This window comes from Embleya sp. NPDC050154, assembly GCF_044460165.1.
Lineage (GTDB): Bacteria > Actinomycetota > Actinomycetes > Streptomycetales > Streptomycetaceae > Embleya.
Window position 1 is genome coordinate 532,250 of sequence record NZ_JBITJP010000001.1, and the last position, 20,343, is coordinate 552,592.

Here is a 20,343-nt window from a genome sequence, read left to right on the forward strand (position 1 = left end):
CATCCTGCCCGACCCGGGGTGGACCGGCAGCCGAATATCGGCGCACCAGGCGGATCCGATCGGGCCGACCCACTCCGTCGATCCGGCCCACCCGACCAACCCGACCGCTCCGGACCACCCGACCAACCCACCCGGCGACCCGACCCACCCCGGCCGGACCGACCCGTTGCGCCGGCCTGCCCGGTGCCGTCGGCGGGCATGGCTCTTGTCTCCTGTCGGCGCCTCTGCCATACATGGCTGCACGCCGCATCTGACGCTGTGTCATTTCCCGTGGCGGGAGAGAGGTCTGCCGTGACTCGTCTGGTACTGACCGGGGTCAACCTGCTCGATGGGACCAACGCCGCCGTCGCCGATCGCACGGTGGTGGTGGAGGGCGAGCGGATCGTCGCCGTGCGAAGCGAGCGGCCCGACCCGCAGGACGGCGACGTACTCGTCGACCTGGCCGGACACACCCTGATGCCCGGCATGTTCACGTGCCACTTCCACGCGACCTACCACGAGCTGGGCTCGAAGCCGAACACGCCGTACGGCAATGAGTACCCGCCCTCCTACCAGGCGCTGATCGCCGCGCGGAACCTGCGCACCGCGCTCGAACTCGGCTACACCGGCGTGGTCGGCGCGGGCGGGTCCAACGACGTCGAGGGCGGCGTCAAGCGCGCGATCGAGGACGGGTTGATCCCCGGCCCGAGGTTCTGGGCCTCCTCGCGCGAGTTGTCCACCACCGGGCACTCCAACGACGGCGTCCCGTGGCACTGGGGCATGGGCGCTTCCGGCGCGGTGCGGTTGTGTGACGGCGCGGAGAGCTTCCGGCTCGGCGTACGCGAGGAGATCAAGCGCGGCGCGGACGTGATCAAGCTGTTCGTGACCGGCGGGCACGGCACCACCGCGCCCAAGGACCGGATCGAGATGAGCCGCGCGGAACTGGCCGCCGCGATCGAGGCGGCCCATCAGCGCGGCGTGCTGATCCGGGCGCACCTGGTCAACAAGCCGGCCATCATGATGGCGCTCGAACTGGGCATCGACATCGTCGACCACTGCGACGAGATGGACGACGAGGTGATCGCCGCGCTCGTGGAGACCGGCGCGTTCGTGGTGCCCTCATTGCACTTCCCGAAGCACTTCCTCGGCTTCATGGGCTCGGGACTCGGCTTCGCCGCCGACGCGATCAGGGCCGACCTGAACCACATGTACGCGATGATCCCGAAGGCGCAGGCCGCCGGCGTGCGGTTCGTGCTCGGCGACGACTACGGCGCGATCGGCTTCCCGCACGGGATGTACGGCGCGGAGCTGCGTCTTTACACCGAGCACGCGGGCGTAACTCCGCTCGACGTCCTGCGCTGGGCGACCCGCAACGGCGCCGAACTGGCCCGACGCGGGGACGACCTCGGCCGCATCGAACCGGGTCGGCTCGCCGACCTGCTGATCCTGGACGGCGACCCGACGACCGACATCGGCGTACTGGCCGACCGACCACCCCGCGCGGTCCTCAAGGGCGGCGAGCTGGTCGCGGGGGCTTGGCCGGGGCGGTGAGCGGGGCGTCCCCGGACGCCTGATCTCCCGGACGCCTGGTCTCCCGGGTGCGCGGCCTCCCGGGTTGTGCAGCCTCCCGGGTTGTGCAACCTCCCGGGTGCGTGGCCTTCCCGAGCGCCCGACCGTGCGATTGCGTACCGCGATCACGCACCCGTACACCCACCACGACCACCCGCCCCGACCGCTCCGTACCCGCCCACTCTCCTGCCCGCCGTCCCCTCGGCCCCGCAGATCGGATCCGACCCCGGGAGCACCCATGGCACCAGCGATCCGCTCCGTCGACCAGCTCGGCTACGTCGTCGACGACGTCGAAGCCGCAATGCGCCACTGGTCGACCACTTTGGGCGTCGGCCCGTTCTTCCACTTCCCGCAGGCGGCGATCCGGGAGACCTACTACCGGGGCAAGCCCACCGACGCCCGGATCGCCGTCGGCATCGCCTACGCCGGCGACCGACAGATCGAGCTGATCCAGCAGCTCAACCCCGAAGCCCCCAGCGCCTATCGCGACTTCCGCCGCGAGCACGGCGAGGGCCTGCATCACCTGGGCCACTTCACCACCGACTACGACGCGTACCTCGCCGAATTCGCCCGAGCCGGCGTACACCCGTACCACCACGGCACCTCCGGCCCGGGCGGCCGTTTCGCCTACTTCCCCACCGAGGCGCACGGCGGCACCGTCGTCGAGGCCCTGGAGGTCACCCTCCACCGCGACTTCTTCGCGATGATCCGCGAGGCCGCCCGAACCTGGGACGGCGAGTCGGCCCCGATCCGCGAACTCGACTTCGGCTGAGCGGGCGCGAGCGGCGCGACCCGCACCCACACCGTCAGCCGCACCCGCAGCCATGCGCCCGGCTCCGCGCTTCGGGCGGCCCGCGCCGGCCCCGCTCGCCCCACCGTCCCGAGGTCCCGGCCATCGGCTCGCCTACACTCCGGTTGTGTCCGACCTCTCTTCCCCTCCCCCGCCCGGTGATGACGCGCTCGACACGGTGGGAGTGCTCGCCGACCCGGTACGCCGGTCCCTGTACCGCTACATCGCCGCCGCCGAGGGCGCGGTCGGGCGAGCCGAGGCGGCCGACGCGGTCGGGATCCAGCGCACGCTCGCGGCGTTCCACCTGGACAAGCTCGCCGAGGCACGCCTGCTCAGCACCGAGTACGCACGGCCCGCCGGCAAGGGCGGGCCAGGCGCCGGCCGACCCGCGAAGTTGTACCGCCGCAGCACGATCGAGACCAGCGTGAGCCTGCCACCGCGCGCCTACGACACGGCCGGCCAGATCCTGGCGGACGCGGTCGAGCGCGCGGGCGCGGATCGGGCGGTACACGCGGCCGCGTACGACACCGGGCGGCTGGCCGGGAGGGCGCTCGGCGGGCCGACGACGGGTGACGCGAGCGACACGGACAACGCGGACGGCACGAACGGTGGGCAGGGCGCGGACGAGCACGATCGGGTGGTCGCGGCGCTGACGGCGCGCGGATACGAGCCGGCCCCGGACGCGCTGCCGAGCCCGGCCCCGGAGTCGCAGCCGCAGCACGAGCGGGCCGATCAGGATGTCCCGGCGACGCCCGGGGAGCCGCACGACACGTCCCGGATCCTGCTCCGGAACTGCCCCTTCCACCAACTGGCCGAGGATTTCCCGCCGCTGGTGTGCGGGATGAACCTGGCCTTGGTGGAGGGGCTCCTCGACGGCCTGGGCGCGGCCGGACACCGGGCCAGGCTGGACTCGGTGCCGGGACGCTGCTGCGTGGTGGTCGAGCGGTCGGCGGAGGAGACCGCGAAAGGGCGACAGGCCGCGAACGCGGGGCCGGTGAACGGGGCGAGCGGGCGGGGACCGGTCGACTGATCCCCCCGATCCACCCTCCTCCACACCCCCACAATCTCTAAAAACAATTTTCGTTGACATATATCTCGGGACCTGGTGAGGTGACCTCATGCCCTCGACACATCACATCGCCCAATTCAACGTCGCGCGTATGCTCGCCCCTCTGGATACGCCCACCATGGTCGACTTCGTCGCCGGCCTCGATCCGGTGAACGAACTCGCGGACCACGCGCCCGGCTTCGTCTGGCGGATGAAGGGCGAGGACGAGGGCGTTCCCGACGCGACCGACGTCCGCCCGTACGACGCCGACAGCATCGTGACCATGTCGGTATGGGAAACCCCGGACCTGCTCTGGGAGTTCGTCTACCGCAGCGGCCATCTGGAATACCTGCGCCGCCGCCAGGACTGGTTCGAGCACCTCGCGGAGATGTCGCAGGTCCTGTGGTGGATCCCGGCCGGCACCGTCCCGACCGTCGCCGAAGGCAAGAGCCGCCTGGACCACCTCCGCGAACACGGCCCGACCGCGCACGCCTTCACCTTCCGCACCCGCTTTCCCGAGCCCGCGACGGCGGAAGTCGCCTGACCGAAACGACCGAGGCGGCTGTCCGGGACACGCCTTGTCCGGCTCCCCGGCGGCTCGCGACCACGGGTCGGCACCCATACGCCGACACCGAGCCTCGGGAGCCGCACCGGAGCCCGGCCCTCGCGTCCGTGACGGGCTCATCCGCCCACCGAAGGGACCCGAGCACGGCGATGTCGCGACCGGCGTCGAGGCATCAGGGTCAAGGCGTCAAGGCCGCGTCCACCGCCTTGGTGTCCCAGTAGAACGGGCGGATCTCGGTGATCAGTCCGTTCCGGATGGTGATCATCTGCATCACCCAGGTGTCCAGAACCCGGCCCGTGGCGCGCGCGGTCAGCAGGCCGTGATTGAGGATCGCCACCGAGTCGCCGTCGACCGCGAAGCGCTGTTCGAGGAATTCCATGTCCTGCCACGCTTCGCTCATCGCGGCCATGAAGTCCTCGATCCCGCTCGGACCGTAGCGGGGACCGCCATAGGGCAGCCCCGGCGACTGGTACATGACCACGTCCGGATCCAGGCACGCGGCGAGTTCCGCGAAGCTCGCCCCGCCCAGACGACCACCGGCGGCGACATAGGCGGCCTCGGCCGCGAAGAAGGTCTCCAGGACGGCGAGCGCGCCACCGGGTTCGGGGGCGGCGGCCGGCGCGGACTCGGGGGCGGGCATGGGCGTCGGTGGCAGGACCGTGTTCTCGGTACTCATGAACCCATCGTGGTCACCGAACCCACGCGATGCCGGCGGCAATCGGTCATCGCGTTGCGCCTGCGAATCCCGCGTCGGCGCCTGCCCCGGTCCCGCCCGCCCGGTCCTGCCCGGTCTCGGCTCGCTCGGACTACCGCCCGTCGGCACCCCGGCCCAGGGGTTCGAGGGACCGGACCGCTTCCACCGACCGGTCACGGAGTCCCCGGCCGGCTGACGGTGCTCGACGCGCTGAAGACCTCGTCGTTCGATGGCACCCCGATCCCGCGCCACGCGAACGGAATCCCGCGCGCCACGGTCAGGTCGGCGGCGTCCATGAGCTGAAAGTGCACGTGCGGCTCGCTGGAATTCCCCGAGTTGCCACAACGCGCCAACCCCTGCCCCACCCGCACCCGTTCGCCCTCCCGCACGACCACCGACCCACGCCGCAGGTGCGCGTACATCGCGTACACCCCGTCGCCCAGATCCAGGATCACGTGGTTGCCGACCAGCCGACGCGCATCGGCCACTTCCCGGACGACGCCCTCGACGACCAGATAGACCAGCGCCGGGAACGAGTTGCGGCTGAGATGATCGCGTTGGCCGTCGACCACCCGCACCACCGTCGCGTCCGCCACCGCCGACACCGGCAGCCCGAACCCCGGGAACGCGCGGCTGCGCCGTACCACCGGCCACCACCCGAACCTCGGGCGAGCCCGCCCGCCCTCCGGCTCCGCGACGATGTCGATCGCGTACGCCTGCCCATAGGCCCTGGTGCCGTGGCTCGGCACCTTGTCGGCCGGGCTGTTCAACGCCCGCCATCGCCCGGACACCGGCGCCTCCACCTCCACGCCGGGCCTCGCGCCGGGCTCGACACCGGCACCGGCCTTCGCGGTGGCGTCCGGCTCGACCGACTCATCCGGCTCGTCCGGCGCCCAGCTCACCAGGAGTTGGGTGACCATCATCAACCCCAGCGGGATCCAACTCAACATCCAGGAGTAGCCGTAGTACATCCCTGCGACCAGGACCGCGAAGAACGCGATCCAGCAGAGGCGATTCATGGCCGTGGCGGCCTTACGCATAGGCATCGTGCGGCTCCCCGTGTGGGCTCGTCGGTCGATTCGTGGTGTCGATCGGACCCCAACCTTCGATAGTTCGAAGTTACGTAATTACGTATCCCTTGGCAAGGGCTTATCGCGGATCGCGTAGAACCGGCGCCCGCCGAGCCGTGCACCTGACGGGCCGAGAACCTGCCTTCGAACATGGCTGCGCCCGGCGGGTGTGCCCGGTAGGTGCGGTCCGCAGGTGTGCCCGGCGTCACATGGAACCTTTTCCCGCCCGGCGTCCTCTTCCCGACGCTCGACCGTTCGATCCGATCGGCCGAATCGCCCGCCCGCGCAGCCGGTCTACGGGTCGACCAGCCGACAACCCGTCGGCCCCAGAAGGGACTTCGCCGTGCACACCACCAGCACCGCCACCGGAACCACAACACCGGGCGCCGCGGCACCCGGCAGCGCCGGCAGAAGACGCGCCGGTACCGCCGTCGCCGCACTGCTCACCGCCGACGCCCTGCTGCACGCGTTCTGGGCGGCCGGTCCGACCTGGCCCGCCGACAGCACCGAGGCGCTCTCCCAGGGACTCCTCAACGCAGACGTCCCGTTCACCCCACGCGTCCTGCTGCCGCTCTGCGCACTGCTCGGCACCGGTGCCGTCGGCGTGTACGCACACAGCCGCGACCGAGGCGGCCGGACCACCGCGCTCATCACCGCCGCGGTCGCCGCCGGACTCGCCGTCCGCGCGACGGTGGGCGTGGTGTGGGCATTGGGCATCGGAACCGACCCGGGCAGCACGTTCCACCGCCTCAACCTGATCGTCTACACGCCGGTATGCGTGGCGTTCGGATACGCGGCCGCCCGGCTCGCGCTCACCGGCTTCCGCCGCACGTCGCGTCGACTGCCCCGGACCGGGGTCACCGGGAGATGATCATCACCGTGCCGGATCGCCGAAGCGAAGACCGTCCAGCCCAGGACCGAACAGCCCGAAACCAACCAGCCGAGAACCGACCGACCCAAGACCGAACCACGGCAGACCGAACCACCGCAGACGCGAAACCCGAAGACCGAACAAGCCGAGATAAAACCACCCGAGACCGAACCACCCGCGAGCAAACGACGCGGGAGCAAACACCGAAAAGCCAAGCAACCGACCGTCGCACGCGCGGCGTCGCTCTCGCCCGCGCCGCCCGCCGCGGCGACACCATCGCGATGAGCGACCTGCTCGATCACCTGATCCCCTACGTCACCACCATCTGCGGCCCGATCGCCCTGGACGCCCGCCAGGACGCGGTCCAGGAAACCCTGGTCGTCGTCTTCCGCGCGCTGCGCACCCTGGACGAACCGGAAGCGCTGTACGGCTGGGTTCGCGCCATCGCGGCCCGCGAGGCGGTCCGCATCGCCCGCCGCGCAGGCCGCGACACCCCCGTCGAATCGACCGAACTCCCCGCACCGGGCGACCCCCAACTCGCCGCCGACATCAACGACGTACTGGCCAGGCTCTCCCCCGAGCACCGCGCCGTACTGGTCCTGCGCGACGTCGAGGGCCTGGACGAACAAACCGCCGCGGACCTGCTCGGCGTACCCGAAGGCACCGTCAAGTCCCGGCTGCATCGCGCCCGGGCCGGATTCCGAAGGATGTGGACGGCATGACCGAGCCACTCGACCCTCGCAGCGTCGAGTCCGGCAGCGTCGAGTCCGGCGCCATCGACCCCGGCCTGATCGACGCGGTCGGCCGCCTCCGGGCGCTGACCGCCGGCATCCCCGGCGCGCGCGTCGTCGAGGGCGTGATCCCGGCACCGTTCGCCGACGTCTGGGCCGTGATGGGCGATCTGGAGGACGGCTTCGGTCGGTTCCAACCGGACATGCGCCACGTACGGGTCACCCGGCGCGAAGGCGACCGCGTCGAGGCCCACGCGCGCAGCCGCTATGGCATGCGGGCCCGCTTCGACGGCATCCTGCGCCCGGGCTGGTGCTGGCTGCAAAGCCGATTCGTGATCATCGGCATGGCGGCCGTACCGGAAGGCGACACCACCCGGGTCGCCCTCACCGGCGGCGTACGAGTCCCCGGCCGAGCGGCCATCCTGCCCATCGGCACCGCTCGCGAACTACACCAAGCCCTGACCCGCCTGAACCAAACCATCACCACCCCCTGACTCCCAAGCCACCGCCCCCCGAGAAGCAAAATCATGGACCGGTGGTGCGAGTGAGGAGAGGAGGGAGGAGGCGAGTGGGCCGGATCCGAAGCGAGACTTGAATTCTGGATAGAGAAGATCCAGAATAAAACCACGACGGCACGGCATTGGCTTCCCACTTCCGTGGATCCGCCGACCCGGGGAACCGTGCCCGCATCTCTCTCATCAAGGGATGTCCGACGATTTAGATTCTGGATATCAAACATCGTGAATAAGCAGATCCCGAACCCCCGCCCCCACGCCGACTCCCGGCTCGAATCCCGAGGCCGGTCCGAAACGAAACCCCGAGCCAGTATCGAAACCCGACCTCGGTCCCATCCCGACACACCCTCGCAACCACCACCTCCCACGCCACCTCCCCACTCGCTCACGCCACCTCCATCTCCATCTCCATCTCCCCCGTCGATGCTCCGCGCCTGGCTTGCCGTCGGTGCGGTCGCGCTCGGGATCTTCTCCCTCATGACTTCCGAGCTGCTGCCGGTCGGCCTCCTGACCCCGGTCGGAACCACGCTGGACGTCTCCGCGGGCACGGCCGGCCTGATGGTCACCGCCCCCGGAATCGTCGCCGCGTTCGCCGCTCCCGTGATCGCCGTGACCGCCGGCCGGCTGGATCGCCGCGCACTGCTCGCGGCGCTGATCGCCCTCGTCGGCATCGCCAACCTGGCCTGCGCGACGGCGCCGAACTTCGCGGTGGTCCTGGTCGCCCGCGTACTGGTCGGCGTGGGCGTCGGCGGCTTCTGGGCGATCGCGGGCGGCCTGGCCCTGCGCCTGGTGCCCCCGGCACAGGTCGCCCGAGCCACCGCCGTGGTCTTCGGCGGCGTCTCCACCGCGTCCGTACTGGGTGTCCCGGCAGGCACCTTCATGGGCGAACTCACCGGCTGGCGCGCCGCCTTCGCTGCCGTCGGCGCGTTGGGCCTGGTCGCGCTCGTGGTCCTGGTGTTCCTGCTGCCACCGCTGCCCACGGAAGCCTCCGCCCGGCGGATGACGTTCCGCGACCTGTCCCGGCTCGGCCGCGACAACCCCGGCGTACGAGCGGGGCTGGCGCTCACATTCCTGCTGATCACCGGCCACTTCGTCGCGTACACCTTCGTCCGCCCCATCCTGCGGGACGTGGCCGGCGTCGACGACGGCCTGATCGGTGTCCTGCTCCTCGGCTACGGCGTGGCCGGTGTCGCCGGCAACTTCGCGGCGGGCACCCGAGCCTCCCGCGACGCCCGGCGCACGCTCCTCGCGATCACCACCACCCTGACCGTGGCCCTGACCCTGCTCGCCCTCCTGCACGACGTCCCGGCAGCCGGCATCGCCCTGCTGATCGTGTGGGGCTTCGCCTACGGCGGCGCACCCGTGAGCCTGCAGACCTGGATGCTCACTGCGGCGCCGAAGGCCACCGAAGCGGCAACGTCCCTGTTCGTCGCCGTCTTCAACCTGTCCATCGCCCTCGGCGCCCTCCTCGGCGCCCTCGCCGTCGACAACATCGCCACCGCCGCTGCCCCGTGGCTGGGCGCCGCGCTCGCTCTCCTCACCGCCCTGACCGCAGCCGCCGCCCGCCGCCCGACCGCGGACCGATGGCGCCTCACCGACCGATGACGCCTCACCCACCGCACGAACAACCCGTTCCGAACAACCAGCTCCGAACGACCGGTTCCTGAAACACCGACTCCGGAACCACCATCACACCAGGGAGAACCAGACCATGAGCGGCTCCATCACCATCACCAACCCGGCCGACCTGCACAACCCGGTGGCATTCGGCTACAGCCACGTCGTCGACGCGCCCAATCCCGACCTGGTCTTCATCGCCGGCCAGTACGGCTCCGACCAGACCGGCGCGGTCGAATCATCGGACTTCGCAGCCCAGGTGGAACGCTCCTTCGCCAATCTGGGCACCGCGTTGGCCGCAGCGGGCCTGGGCTTCCAGGACGTGGCCCGCCTCGGCACGTACATCGTCGACCACGACCACGCAAAGCTCGAAGCGCTCCTCACGGTGATCACCCGCATCTGGGGTGACAAGCCCCCGGCCCAAACCCTCCTCGGTGTCGCCGCCCTGGCGCTGCCCGACATGCTCTTCGAAGTCGACGCACTCGCCGTCCGCCGCTGACAGTCCGAGTCCAATTGGACTCACCCGAACCTGCGAAGCCGTGGCCCGGCACCCCTGGGGGTGTCGGGCCACGCACGCTCAGGACGGGCCACCCGACCAAGCACGACCAAAGGACCAGGCCCACGAGGCACCCGCGCGGCGGCGTACCTACCCCGATACGGATCGCCCTCACGAGCCCCGGCCCGATCGAGCAAGCGGGCGACGCCACGAACACGCCCTCCAGGGTGTGGCCATCGAGACCGCACACCACGGCAGCCGTCTCCGTCCCACGACAATCCGTCTGGCGCCCATGGGGACGTCGCGTTGGCCGCGAAAGGACAGGAACCGAGCGCGACGGGCCCGGTATTTCAGGGGCGGCGAGTGCCGTCGACGGGCGGCGTCGGACGGTTCAGCCGCCAGATCACGTCGATCCCGGTGCCGGCAGGCGCTACGGGTGGCCTCGCCTGTTCACGCCGGATTTCGGTGAAGCCCAATCGGCGCGGTATGGCGGCGCTGGAGATGTTGGCCAAGTCGTGTGCGATCTCCAGGTATTCCACGTCCGGCAGGGTGAACATCTCGGCTATCAGGGCCGCGGTCGCCCTCGTGGCGATGCCCTGTCCGGTGGCGGCAGGGTGCAGCCAATACCCCATGCGCCGCCCCTGGGGCTCGGTCCCGCGGGAGGTCTGGCACATGCCGACGGGGGTGCCGTCCTTGGCAATGGCGTAGTTGTACACGTCACCGCTCTCCCACCTCGCCTCGGACTTCGCCAGGAGGCCGCGGGTTGTCTCCTCACTGTGGCCGGCGACCCACGGCTCCCAGGGACGCAGATGCTCCAGAGACTCCTCGATCAACGTGAAAGCGGAAGCGAAGTCGCTCTCCACCCGCCAGCGTCGCAGAACAAAGTCTCCACATTCGATGATCCGACTCGGTTGCGCCATGACGGCCATGATCGTTCGCAGACCGACTCCCCGCAACGAAGTACGGAAGAACCACGACCCGTTCCAGCCCCATCCGCACGAGCGCCCGCGCGAGGAGAAGCCGAGCAACGCCGCGCTGCTCGAAGGCCGGCCACCAGGCGCGAGTCGATGTCGAACGAGCCGGATACGGCGGGCAACGAGCAGCTCGCTGGAGCCTTCGGCTCAGAGAGAGTCTCCGTAGCGGGTGGCCATCGCGGCGGCACGGTTGCGGAGGGCGATCCGCAGCGCTTGCGGGGCCAGGGCTTCCGCGTCCATGCCGAGCTGCCACAGGGCCCATTCGGCGTGTCGTGAATCCTGGAAGGTCACTTCCAGCCGCAACCGGCCATCTGCGTCGGCTTCCTCGGCGAGGACGGCCAGCGCGGTACCCACCAGCTCCTCCCGTCGCGCCGGGTTCACCCTTAGCAGCACGGCGACTTGGTCGCCGCCGGTCCGGAACCGCGTGCTGCGTTCCTGCCAGGCCCGGTCCAGATCGACCCGGTCCGGCCGCTGTGCCGCTTCGGGGAGTTCCTCGGCGGCCAATACCCGAGACAGCCGGTAGGTGCGGTCCGCGCCGGATCTTGTGGCCAGCAAATAGCCCCGGTCGCGTACGGTGACCAGGCCGATCGGGTCCACCGTGCGCCACTGTGGCTCCTGGCCGGTGGCCGCGTAGTGGATGCGCAGCTTGTGTCCGGCGAGCACCGCGCGCCGGAGCTCGATCATTGTGCTGTCGGGTACGTCATCGGCGGCCAGCCGGCGTGAGAGCAGGTCGGTCTCCGGGTCGACGAGAAATCGCTGGGCAGCGTCGCTCGCGGTGGCCCGGTGCCCCTCAGGCAGCGCGTCGACCACCTTCCGCATGGCCGACGCGAGCGCCGAGCCGAGACCGAATACCAGCTCGCCGCGCCCCGATCCGGCGGTCAACAGGGCCAGGGCCTCGTCGTGGTTCAGCCCGGTGAGCTCGGTCCGGAAACCGGGCAACAACGCGAAACCGCCGTGCCGGCCGCGCTCGGCGTAGACCGGAACGCCGGCCCCGGACAGCGCCTCGATATCGCGCAGCACGGTGCGGGTGGATACCCCCAACTCGCGGGCCAGCGTGTCCGCGGTCAACCGACCACGCTGGCGCAGCAGTAGCACCAGCGAAACCAATCGGTCGGCGCGCATGCGAGAACTCTAACCAAATACATGACCAAGGGTGTCGTGATTTGTTGAGAGGCTCGTCAATGCGACGTCGAAACCGGCGGCTACCGAGCCGATGGACGTACGCACTCCCCATGAAGCGAATCGAATGGAGCCACGAAGCAATGGAACGAACGGCGGTCAACCCGGTGGCATGGTCGGTGGACATGGGGTTCAACCAGGGCGAGGTCGTCTCCGGACACACACGGACCCTGTACATTTCGGGGCAGACCGCGATGAGTGGCGACGGCAAGCCCCAGCATGACGGTGACATGGCCGCGCAGTTGGCGTTGAGCATCGACAACCTGGAGGCCGTACTCGGCGAGGCCGGCATGTCCCTCGCGAACCTGATCCGGCTCAACGTCTACACGACCGACGTCGATCTGCTTTTCCGGCACTACGGCGAACTGGCGGCGCGATTGGGCGCCGCCGGGGTGGCGCCGACCACCACGATGCTCGGGGTGACGCGACTGGCGATCCCCGGCCAGATGGTCGAACTCGAGGGAACCGCCGTCGCGTGATGTGACTTCGCCGCCCCTGCTGCCCGTGCCGGTCGAACCGGCACGGGCAGCAGGGGCGCGGATGGCCCGGGGCGTGGAAAAGGCGTACGAGTCACTGCTCGCGGCGTAGGAAGTCGCGGGCGCCGCGCAGCGTGGTGTGCAACGTGCGTTGCGTCCGGGTGCTGTCCAAGCGGACGTCCAGTGGGCCCGGGGGACCGGTGTCGGCGCGGCGGCCTGCGGTCAGTTGGGCGTGGTCCAGTCCGTCTCGGTCGGCGATCAGGACACCGAGTTCATGGCGGCTGATCGCGTCCGACCCGGCGAGATGGCACACGCCTGTGTGATCGGAGGTGGTCAGCTCGAGAAGGGCCTGGGCGAGGTCGGTGCCATGAACGGGGCACCGAATGTCATCGGTGAACAGCACGCCATCTCGTCGCCCGGCGGCCAGATCGTGGATGAGCGCCTCGTGCTCGGAATCACCTTCGCCGATGATCAACGAGGTACGGGCAATGACGGCGGCCGGCGCGAGTATCCGGATCGCTGTTTCGGCCGCAGCCTTCGCGGCTCCGTAAGGGGTAATCGGATCCGGTGTAGCGGATTCGTCATAGCGGATGGCGGCGCCGGAGAAGACGGCGTCACTGGATACGTGCACCAGTCGGCCTCCCTGCCGGGTGACGGCCATCGCCAGGCCGATCGCGCCATCGGCCGTAGTTGCCCAGTCGGCCTTGCGAGACGCCGCGTTGATGACGACGTCCGGCCGGGCCCGCGCGAGCGCCGACGTGATCTCCTCGCTGTGGCGCAGGTCCAGGGGCAGCCAGTGAACACCGGGGATGTCACCTGCGGTGGTCGCGAAGGTTGCCGTCACGGCGTGTCCGGTTGTCACTGCCTGCCGGGCCAGTTCGCGGCCGAGGAAGCCACTGCCACCTACGATCAGGATGTTCATGATCCGCCACGTTAGGATCCCACGTTGCGTCACGTCATCCGGTTGCCGGGACGATCCGACGATCCGCGGAGCCGGCCCCGGCGCTCGAGGGACCAAATCGGCTACTCGGTCACATCGGATCAAGCCAGGCACCCTCTCGGCCTCCCGGACAAGGCTCTGACCTGCGATGATGCGTCAGATGGCGCTCTGAGGGCCTGATTTGAGGAAACGCAGGGAATCACACCGGGCATCAACAGATCGCGCCGCACGCGGGAATTCGAACAAAAGCCCAGGTCAGAGGGGGTCTGCGGGCTGGTGATCGGGTTTCTGCCATGGCTCTCAGCGAAGGAACACGATCTCGCGCGCCGGCCTGAACGTGTTGCCGGGTTTGCCGCCGAACTTCGTTGTCGCAGGTGCCGGCGTTCGCGCAGCAACAACCGGTGGACGCCGAAGCAATCCTGATCCCAGATCCATGTACGCGCGTTTCGCGGTGCGCGACGTTGAGAACGTCCTTCCGCCCCTCGGTACCGAGCCGCGGTCGGCTCACTGTTGTCATCCCGCTCCGGCCGGCGTTGTTGAGACGAACCGCTGGGCACGGAGTCTTTCGGGCGAGCCGCTGCCGCAGGACCGGCCCCTCGACCTTGCCGGCGATCGGGCGGTTGCCCTCGTCAACCTTGCTGCGGCCGTGACCTCCCGCGGAATGCAGGGTGCGGGTTGCGGCGCCGGCGGGGGTTGGCGCCGGCGGGGGTTGCGGTGCGTCCGACCCCGGGCCGGGGTTCGTGGTTTGGGTGCCCGAGCGTGCGCGCCCTCGGCGTAATCCGGAGCTCTGCCGGCTGGAGGGGCGTGGATGCGCTCGATCATGGCTCCGGTGGTGGGTCGGAAGGGGTCGAGCAATGGGGGCGTGGACCGGAGTAGCTGGGCAATGGGCCGCCGCCGCAAGCCGCGTCTGTCTTGTCCGGGGCGGGTACGGGCGATGGCAACGGTGGTGGCGGTGCCGGTGACCGAGCCGTCGTTGTTCGAACGGACCTTGCCGGCTGGGCCCTGCGGGTGGCTTACCGCATGGCTGTGCGCGGATTTGCGCACCCTGTTCACGCTGAAGGAGCCTCCCGCGATGTAGCGAGGCAGGCTCGTGGGTGGCATTTCGGGTACCTGGTCTGCTTGTCTGGGCGCTGCGAGGTGGGATGCGTACGCAGGCTGATGATGGCTTTCCCATCAGGAACAGTCCTCGTGCACTCATTTCTCGGGGTTCGGAGGGGGAGCCGGACTCGCGTAGTCTTCAGCCGTGACCTCGGCGGGGAGAGCTTCGTGGTCCTGAAGCACGTCGTCTGGCGACGCTCCGACGGCAGCCTTCGGGTGTTCTTGGCCGTGGGGCTTCGGCGATATGTACTGCCCGAGGCTGGGGCTGGCGAGGTCGGCAGGCGTGTGCGCTCCCAACGTTGGAGTGGACACTCGAAGGCCGACGTGGTGAAGGGTAGGGCTAGCCGTTCAGCTCTGGCTTCCAGTGGACACTGACGGACGATCGATCGGCACCTGTCGATACTTTCTTCTGGTACTCGAGGGACGACCCACGTGGTCGGGACAACGGAGCTTGGGCCCAACTGCCAGGTGCATATATGGCCTCTGACCTGGCAATTTCACAAATTCACAACTCATGCAACGGAGATTGTTGCGGCATCTGGAGCGAAGTATGTGTCATGAGATGGTGCGCATCATGTTCATAGAGATGTTCGCTAAGCTGCATGAGCGTAAGTGCGCGTACATGTTCGTGTAGATGTTCAATGTGACGAAGCGGGGTATGTTCGGAACACTGCAACACTAAAACGGCGGCTGTGCGGGCGGGTGTGCGGGCGTCTGTTGCGCTGGATGTGCGGGTGGATGCTTGGACGTGTGGATGTGTCTGTGGATCTGCGGTCGGGCGCACGGATCAATGGGTGGACCTACGGTCGGGCGTGCGTATCTGTCTACGGATGCACGGCTCTATGAGTGTCGCAATGGGTGGGCAGACGTTCGGTCGGATGTATCGGTGGATGGCTGGATGTAGGTGTGGGCGTTGCTGTGGCTGTGCCTATGTGCGGGTGGATGGTCGGCTGTAGGGGTGGATGTACGAATGGCTGGGCGTTCGGGTGGAACGACGGTTGTGCGGATGGATCACCGTGTGTGCGGATGGATCGATCGACAGATGCACGGGTGTTCGGGCCGGTGTGCGGTTGGATGGACGTGTGTTTGGGTGGACAGCTGGAGGGATGTGCCTTCGGGCAGAACGCTGGATGAATGTGCGGGCGGTCGGCCGAAACGACGGGTGGGCGGATAAGTGGGTCTGCGGCTCGATGGCTGCCTCGGTGGGCGGACGAGTGACCGTGCGTGCGTATGCCTGGACGGGCGGGTGTTGGGTGGGACGGGCGTGCGGATGGATGGGCATGCGGATGGATGGGCATGCGGGCGGAACGAACGACGGATGGACCTGCGGTCGGATGGATCGACGGACGGACGGAGCGACATACGGACGGAGCGATGCTCGGGTGCACAGCCGGCTGGGTGCACGTGCGGGTGGGCGGACGTGTGGAGCGATGGCCGGGCGGAGGGATCGATCTACGGCCGGCCGGCTCGCTCTTCCTGACCGGCGGTGGGTCTGCGGTCGGAACGACGGGCGGATGGCCGACCGGGTCTGCGTACGGGCCGGTCGGTCGGCTGGTCCATGGGCCGTCGGGCGGACGGTCGCCCCTCCGGACGGGCCTGCGTACGGCCCGATCCGACAGTCTTGCGAGCAACCGGCCTTGCGACCAACCGGCCAACGGATCTCGGAACGGCCGATGCGATGTGCGGCCGACTCGATGTGCGGCCGATGCGGCGGAACGCCCGAGCGACGCCGCACGCGAACGACCGACAGCCGAAGGGGTACACGTTCGGGTCGGCCATCGACTCGGCGGACGGCCGACACACGCAAGCGCACGACGCGCGTGTGGCACCACGGCCGGGACGGCCTCTCAACGCCTCTGTGGCGGCCCGGACGGGCGGAACGCACATCCGCGCATGCGGGCGACCGTCCTACGGCCCACACGCTCGACAGAGCGCTCCGCCCAGCGCACAACGACGGGCTCGACCGGCGGGCGGACCGACCGACCGACGTACCGACGCCTGGGCGAGCGGCCGGGTAACGCGACGGAACGGCGCGCGAGCAGGACGGCGGGCGGACCGACCGGCGTCGGGTCGAACCGATCACCGGGCGGAAAGACGGGCGGTCGACATGTGCAAGCGCGGATGGCATGACGGTCGCGTTGGTGATGGGACGGCGTGGGGTGGTCGAGCGTGTGGGTCCCGCGTCCACCGGGCCGGGCCGATCGCGCCCCGGCCATGGCGGGGCGGCAGCATGCTCGGTCCGCGACCGCGCCCGGCCCTTGCGTCAACAGCCGCTCGGGAGCTTCCGGGAACAACGGCCGGCCTGCCCGGCTGCGGATCGAGTGGTGCGACTTCGCCGCAGGCCGAGGCGCATCCGGCAGGCCGTCGCTCGGCCGGCTTGGCGACTGGTTCCGAGATTCACTCACCCGTCGGCGCGCGCGTGGGCGGACCCGGGACCCACACGATCGAACGCGCTCGCCCCGTCCCATCACCAAATTGCCGGGTACCGCACCACCCCCGGAAGCCATCCGTGCTGTGCCGGCCACCCCGCCAACCCGGCCGAACCGCACCCGTGTTGCGCGGTGCCCGTCGCGACCGCCGGAGTCGCGACACGCCCGACCGGGCCCTCTCTCGGGTGATTTCGGGGGCCCGGTCGAGGAGTGGTCGAGGGGCGGCATGCTGCGGCGGTGGGGTGGGGGTGTCACTCGACCGGTCAATCAGGGGCTCGGGTGCGGGATGAGGCGTCCGTCCGGGGGGTGGGCGCCGGCCCGTTCGGGGGGTGTCCGAGGGATCGCCCAGGTCGACGATTCGGCCTGTGTCTCGATATGTCGAACGGGTGCCTCATAAATCGAGAGTTCGATCGGCAATTCGTGCGCCAAAAGAGTCTGTTGGGGGCGCTGTTTCGCCCGACCAAACGGGTTAACCGGGACATACGGGTGGGTTTTTCGAGTGTCACAGTGAATTTTGGGATTCCGCTGCTAACCTGACAGACAAAACTTAGGTCGGACCCCTCAAGGACGTCTTGAAGGTTCTGCCCGCTAGATCCTGGTTCGTTGCGTTTTCGGGCTTCCGACGGAAGTATCGAGCAGCTACCCCGGAGGTACGTCGTCTTCCCTGTCAGGTGCAGTGGACGGCTCTGACAGGCCACCGGGCAGAAACCCGGCTCCCGCAGGCGTTCGGCCGCTCTACCTGGAGAGGACGCACCATGGGTGCAGTAGTGGCGGTGGCCAGCCAGAAGGGGGGTCCCGGGAAGACGACGACGACGGTGAACCTCGCGAGCGCTCTGGCGATCAACGGCTTTCACGCCCTCGTGGTCGACCTCGAGCCGCAGGCCCAGGCCGGCGTCGCGCTCGGCGTGGTCCCGCAGCCCCAGCGTTCGGTCGGCTTCGCGCTGTACGCCCAGCTGAACGGCATGACGCCCGACGTACCGGAGATGATCTTCGACCGCAGCGAACTGCTGAAGTCGTTCGAGACCACCGGCAGCCTCAGCCTCTTCGGCTCGGTGCAGAGCACCATGGTCGACGCGGAGCGCAAGATCGCCGGGATGGACTTCTCCACCACCGGCATCCTGCGGCGCATCCTGGAACCCATCCGCCGTACCCCCACGATCATCCTGATCGACACCCCGCCCAGCGTCAGCGCCCTGTCCGCGGTCGCCCTCGCCGCCGCCGACTTCGTGGTCGCGGTGTGCGAACCGCTGTACGCGACCGTCCAGGGCGCTGCGGTGATCAAGGGCCTGACGGCGGCCACCTCAGAGCGCACCCTCGGCGAGTGCGAGCCGCGCTTCCTCGGCACGGTCATCAACAAGGCCAATGCCCCGTCCCGCCGCACCAGCGAGGACGACCAGGTCGAGCAGCGGCTGGCCGACTACGGCCTCGACCCCTTCCAGACGCAGATCCGCCGGGACAGCCGGATCTCGCAGGCGTACGAGATCGGGCGCCCCGTCTGCATAGAGCAACCGAACATCGCCGCGAGCGTTGCCTACACCGAGCTGGCCATCGAACTGTTCGACCGTGTGAAGCAGGCAGCCTGATGACAGACGAGAAGCCCGCGCCCAAGTCGAGGGCCAAAGCCCGGAAGGCCCCCGCCGTCCAGTCGTCGGTCCTGGCGGCTGCGCTGCAGGACGCCATGAACGGCAGCTTCCTCAACTCGGGCACCGATTCGACGGCGGCGCTCCTCGCACAGATGGGCGGCGGCAGCGGCACGTCCGGCGGCACGACCTCGGGGCCGCCGTTCAAGAACGCGGCAACCGCCGTACCGGCTCCCGAACCCGAGCCGGCTCACGCCCCCGAGCCCGAGCCGGTACACGCCGCCGCGGCGCCCGCCGTCGAGGAGGCTCCCGCCCCGGCGGCCGCGCGTGAGGAAGCCCCGCGAGCCTCCGAAAGCACGGTTTCGCCTGCGCAGGAGCCCGTCGCGGTCGCGGCCGCGGCCGCCGAGTCCGTCTCGGCACCCGAGCCCGAGCCTGTGGCCGCCGAGCCCGTGACCGCGGAGCCGTCCTCGGAACCGGCGACGGCAGCCGCCACCCCGAACCCCCGGCCGGAAGCCACACCCGAGCCGGAGCCGGCTCCCACCCCGGCACCTCGCCTCGAGGCGGCCCGGCCCGAGCCCGAGCCGGCTCCGCACCCGACCGCCCAACCGGCACCCATGCCGACCTCACAGTCGGAGCCGGAGCCCGCAAGAGCCCCCGACCCCGCCCCGGTTGCCGAAACCACCCCCCGTACCGCAGAGCCGGTTCGGACCCCGGCTCCCCAGCCGGCGAAGGCATCCGCCCCCGCCAAGGCCCCGGCCGCCCGCGCTCCTCGGCGCAGCGCTCCCGCTCCGGCACCCGCCGCGCCGAGCACGGTCGGCAGCGGTGCCGGCGGGCAGTCGGCGCACGCGTCGCTGCTCGATAGCTTTCTCGACGCACGGATAAACTCCAAGGGCTGGGAGACCTGGGGATTCCGGCTCCTGCCCGACGTCAAGGCACGCCTGGGCAAGCGGCTGACAGCCGACAAGCGCTCGTCGCAGAACCGGCGGCTGGCCCTCGGCCACTACCTCAACGCCGCTTTGCTCGAACTCCCCGACGACAACGACGAGCAGATCGAGATGATCCGCTCGTTCCTGCGTGCCAGGGGCGGTATCACCGACCCCAGCCAGTCCTCCAGCTACCGGGTCAGCCCGGCCGTGTACGAACTCGCGCGCGACCTCGACACCGAACTCACCGCGACCGAGAAGCGGGGTTTGGTCGTGTACCTGTTCTCGGCCGCCGTCGAACTGTTCCTCGAACGTCTCGACGCCGAGGGCGCCCTCGGCCGCCCCGAGATCTTCTCGCCCCAGCAGTAACCCGCCGTCGGCGGGCACGGAGGCCATCCAGTCCCCCGTGCTCGCCGACGGCGCACTCATGTGCCCCTCCACGAGCACGGGCGCGCAAGCGCCGAACCCGACCGAGCGGCAGCCCACGTGCCTTCCTCGCACGATCGCCGGCCAAGCCCCCTCGGCTTCCTGAACGCAAGTCCCGGCAAAAGCCCGAGCCCGAGCATCTCGCCAGGACCGCGTCGAGCCTCGCTCCGCCGTCCGCATGCCCGGCCACCGGCCGCGACGCGAACAGCCCGCCCGAATAAACCTATTCGCCCTATTCATCAGCGCTCGGGGGCTTTCTCACCAAAGCCGAACGCCGCCTCGCACCACCTCGCCCGATCACTGCAAAGTCGCTGAACGGCCCGCTGAGGCCATCACAGACCCCAAGGCCACCGAACTCCCGCCGACCGCACCG

General features: G+C 69.7%; 17 protein-coding genes. 12 read left to right on the forward strand and 5 right to left on the reverse strand.

Annotation, left to right across the window (positions count from 1 at the left end; genetic code table 11):
- The first annotated feature begins 291 nt into the window (after positions 1-291).
- The 4 genes from ACIBSV_RS02470 to ACIBSV_RS02485 all read left to right on the forward strand — a co-directional run bounded on the left by ACIBSV_RS02470 (position 292) and on the right by ACIBSV_RS02485 (position 3,930).
- On the forward strand, positions 292-1,530 hold the full coding sequence (locus tag ACIBSV_RS02470; protein ID WP_395859040.1) for an amidohydrolase family protein: 1,239 nt from the start codon (positions 292-294) through the stop codon (positions 1,528-1,530).
- Positions 1,531-1,786: 256 nt separating this feature from the next.
- Positions 1,787-2,320, forward strand: a complete 534-nt coding sequence (locus tag ACIBSV_RS02475; protein WP_395859041.1) for a VOC family protein — start codon at positions 1,787-1,789, stop codon at positions 2,318-2,320.
- Between the two features lie 145 nt (positions 2,321-2,465).
- Positions 2,466-3,368 carry a helix-turn-helix transcriptional regulator gene (locus ACIBSV_RS02480; protein WP_395859042.1) on the forward strand — a complete coding sequence of 301 codons (903 nt, stop codon included), beginning with the start codon at positions 2,466-2,468 and terminating at the stop codon, positions 3,366-3,368.
- 88 nt (positions 3,369-3,456) lie between these two features.
- On the forward strand, positions 3,457-3,930 hold the full coding sequence (locus ACIBSV_RS02485) for a DUF3291 domain-containing protein (protein WP_395859043.1): 474 nt from the start codon (positions 3,457-3,459) through the stop codon (positions 3,928-3,930).
- A gap of 199 nt (positions 3,931-4,129) precedes the next feature.
- Here the strand turns inward: ACIBSV_RS02485 and ACIBSV_RS02490 are convergent, their stop codons facing one another.
- Both ACIBSV_RS02490 and ACIBSV_RS02495 read right to left on the reverse strand, forming a co-directional pair.
- Positions 4,130-4,627, reverse strand: a complete 498-nt coding sequence (locus ACIBSV_RS02490; RefSeq protein ID WP_395859044.1) for a nuclear transport factor 2 family protein — start codon at positions 4,625-4,627, stop codon at positions 4,130-4,132.
- A 191-nt stretch (positions 4,628-4,818) separates the two neighbouring features.
- The gene (locus ACIBSV_RS02495) at positions 4,819-5,691 is read right to left on the reverse strand and encodes a M23 family metallopeptidase (protein ID WP_395859045.1); all 873 of its coding nucleotides are present in this window, start codon (positions 5,689-5,691) and stop codon (positions 4,819-4,821) included.
- A gap of 367 nt (positions 5,692-6,058) precedes the next feature.
- Between ACIBSV_RS02495 and ACIBSV_RS02500 the strand changes: the two genes are divergently transcribed.
- From ACIBSV_RS02500 to ACIBSV_RS02520, 5 genes are all read left to right on the forward strand, one after another.
- A complete protein-coding gene (locus ACIBSV_RS02500; RefSeq protein WP_395859046.1) occupies positions 6,059-6,586 on the forward strand; it encodes a DUF3995 domain-containing protein in 528 nt (175 codons plus the stop codon).
- Positions 6,587-6,867: 281 nt separating this feature from the next.
- On the forward strand, positions 6,868-7,308 hold the full coding sequence (locus ACIBSV_RS02505; RefSeq protein ID WP_331771136.1) for an RNA polymerase sigma factor: 441 nt from the start codon (positions 6,868-6,870) through the stop codon (positions 7,306-7,308).
- Entirely contained in the window at positions 7,305-7,811 is a 507-nt protein-coding gene (locus ACIBSV_RS02510) for a hypothetical protein (RefSeq protein WP_395859047.1), read from the forward strand. The genes ACIBSV_RS02505 and ACIBSV_RS02510 overlap by 4 nt, the downstream gene beginning before the upstream one ends.
- Positions 7,812-8,309: 498 nt before the next feature.
- Positions 8,310-9,437, forward strand: coding sequence for an MFS transporter (locus ACIBSV_RS02515; RefSeq protein ID WP_395859048.1), 1,128 nt, complete (start codon positions 8,310-8,312; stop codon positions 9,435-9,437).
- 106 nt (positions 9,438-9,543) lie between these two features.
- A complete protein-coding gene (locus tag ACIBSV_RS02520) occupies positions 9,544-9,948 on the forward strand; it encodes a RidA family protein (protein WP_395859049.1) in 405 nt (134 codons plus the stop codon).
- 347 nt (positions 9,949-10,295) lie between these two features.
- On the opposite strand, the gene ACIBSV_RS02525 is transcribed toward ACIBSV_RS02520, so the two are convergent.
- Positions 10,296-10,865, reverse strand: coding sequence for a GNAT family N-acetyltransferase (locus ACIBSV_RS02525; protein ID WP_395859050.1), 570 nt, complete (start codon positions 10,863-10,865; stop codon positions 10,296-10,298).
- A gap of 201 nt (positions 10,866-11,066) precedes the next feature.
- Positions 11,067-12,041, reverse strand: coding sequence for a helix-turn-helix transcriptional regulator (locus ACIBSV_RS02530; protein ID WP_395859051.1), 975 nt, complete (start codon positions 12,039-12,041; stop codon positions 11,067-11,069).
- Between the two features lie 140 nt (positions 12,042-12,181).
- Here ACIBSV_RS02530 and ACIBSV_RS02535 point away from each other — a divergent pair, with 140 nt between their 5' ends.
- Entirely contained in the window at positions 12,182-12,577 is a 396-nt protein-coding gene (locus tag ACIBSV_RS02535; protein WP_395859322.1) for a RidA family protein, read from the forward strand.
- A 91-nt stretch (positions 12,578-12,668) separates the two neighbouring features.
- Here ACIBSV_RS02535 and ACIBSV_RS02540 read toward each other — a convergent pair whose 3' ends face one another.
- Positions 12,669-13,496, reverse strand: coding sequence for an SDR family oxidoreductase (locus ACIBSV_RS02540; RefSeq protein ID WP_395859052.1), 828 nt, complete (start codon positions 13,494-13,496; stop codon positions 12,669-12,671).
- Positions 13,497-17,796: 4,300 nt separating this feature from the next.
- Between ACIBSV_RS02540 and ACIBSV_RS02545 the strand changes: the two genes are divergently transcribed.
- Positions 17,797-18,624, forward strand: coding sequence for a ParA family protein (locus ACIBSV_RS02545; RefSeq protein WP_078980120.1), 828 nt, complete (start codon positions 17,797-17,799; stop codon positions 18,622-18,624).
- A complete protein-coding gene (locus ACIBSV_RS02550) occupies positions 18,624-19,913 on the forward strand; it encodes a hypothetical protein (protein WP_395859053.1) in 1,290 nt (429 codons plus the stop codon). Before ACIBSV_RS02545 ends, ACIBSV_RS02550 begins: the two co-directional genes overlap by 1 nt.
- Positions 19,914-20,343 lie beyond the last annotated feature (430 nt).

Bases quoted from the DNA above. Each gene is read 5' to 3' on its own strand.
- ACIBSV_RS02545 (WP_078980120.1), top strand. From the start codon at position 17,797: ATGGGTGCAGTAGTGGCGGTGGCCAGCCAGAAGGGGGGTCCCGGGAAG.
- ACIBSV_RS02475 (WP_395859041.1), top strand. From the start codon at position 1,787: ATGGCACCAGCGATCCGCTCCGTCGACCAGCTCGGCTACGTCGTCGAC.
- ACIBSV_RS02530 (WP_395859051.1), bottom strand. From the start codon at position 12,041: ATGCGCGCCGACCGATTGGTTTCGCTGGTGCTACTGCTGCGCCAGCGT.
- ACIBSV_RS02525 (WP_395859050.1), bottom strand. From the start codon at position 10,865: ATGGCGCAACCGAGTCGGATCATCGAATGTGGAGACTTTGTTCTGCGA.
- ACIBSV_RS02535 (WP_395859322.1), top strand. From the start codon at position 12,182: ATGGAACGAACGGCGGTCAACCCGGTGGCATGGTCGGTGGACATGGGG.
- ACIBSV_RS02505 (WP_331771136.1), top strand. From the start codon at position 6,868: ATGAGCGACCTGCTCGATCACCTGATCCCCTACGTCACCACCATCTGC.
- ACIBSV_RS02515 (WP_395859048.1), top strand. From the start codon at position 8,310: ATGACTTCCGAGCTGCTGCCGGTCGGCCTCCTGACCCCGGTCGGAACC.
- ACIBSV_RS02495 (WP_395859045.1), bottom strand. From the start codon at position 5,691: ATGCCTATGCGTAAGGCCGCCACGGCCATGAATCGCCTCTGCTGGATC.
- ACIBSV_RS02510 (WP_395859047.1), top strand. From the start codon at position 7,305: ATGACCGAGCCACTCGACCCTCGCAGCGTCGAGTCCGGCAGCGTCGAG.
- ACIBSV_RS02490 (WP_395859044.1), bottom strand. From the start codon at position 4,627: ATGAGTACCGAGAACACGGTCCTGCCACCGACGCCCATGCCCGCCCCC.
- ACIBSV_RS02485 (WP_395859043.1), top strand. From the start codon at position 3,457: ATGCCCTCGACACATCACATCGCCCAATTCAACGTCGCGCGTATGCTC.
- ACIBSV_RS02540 (WP_395859052.1), bottom strand. From the start codon at position 13,496: ATGAACATCCTGATCGTAGGTGGCAGTGGCTTCCTCGGCCGCGAACTG.
- ACIBSV_RS02550 (WP_395859053.1), top strand. From the start codon at position 18,624: ATGACAGACGAGAAGCCCGCGCCCAAGTCGAGGGCCAAAGCCCGGAAG.
- ACIBSV_RS02520 (WP_395859049.1), top strand. From the start codon at position 9,544: ATGAGCGGCTCCATCACCATCACCAACCCGGCCGACCTGCACAACCCG.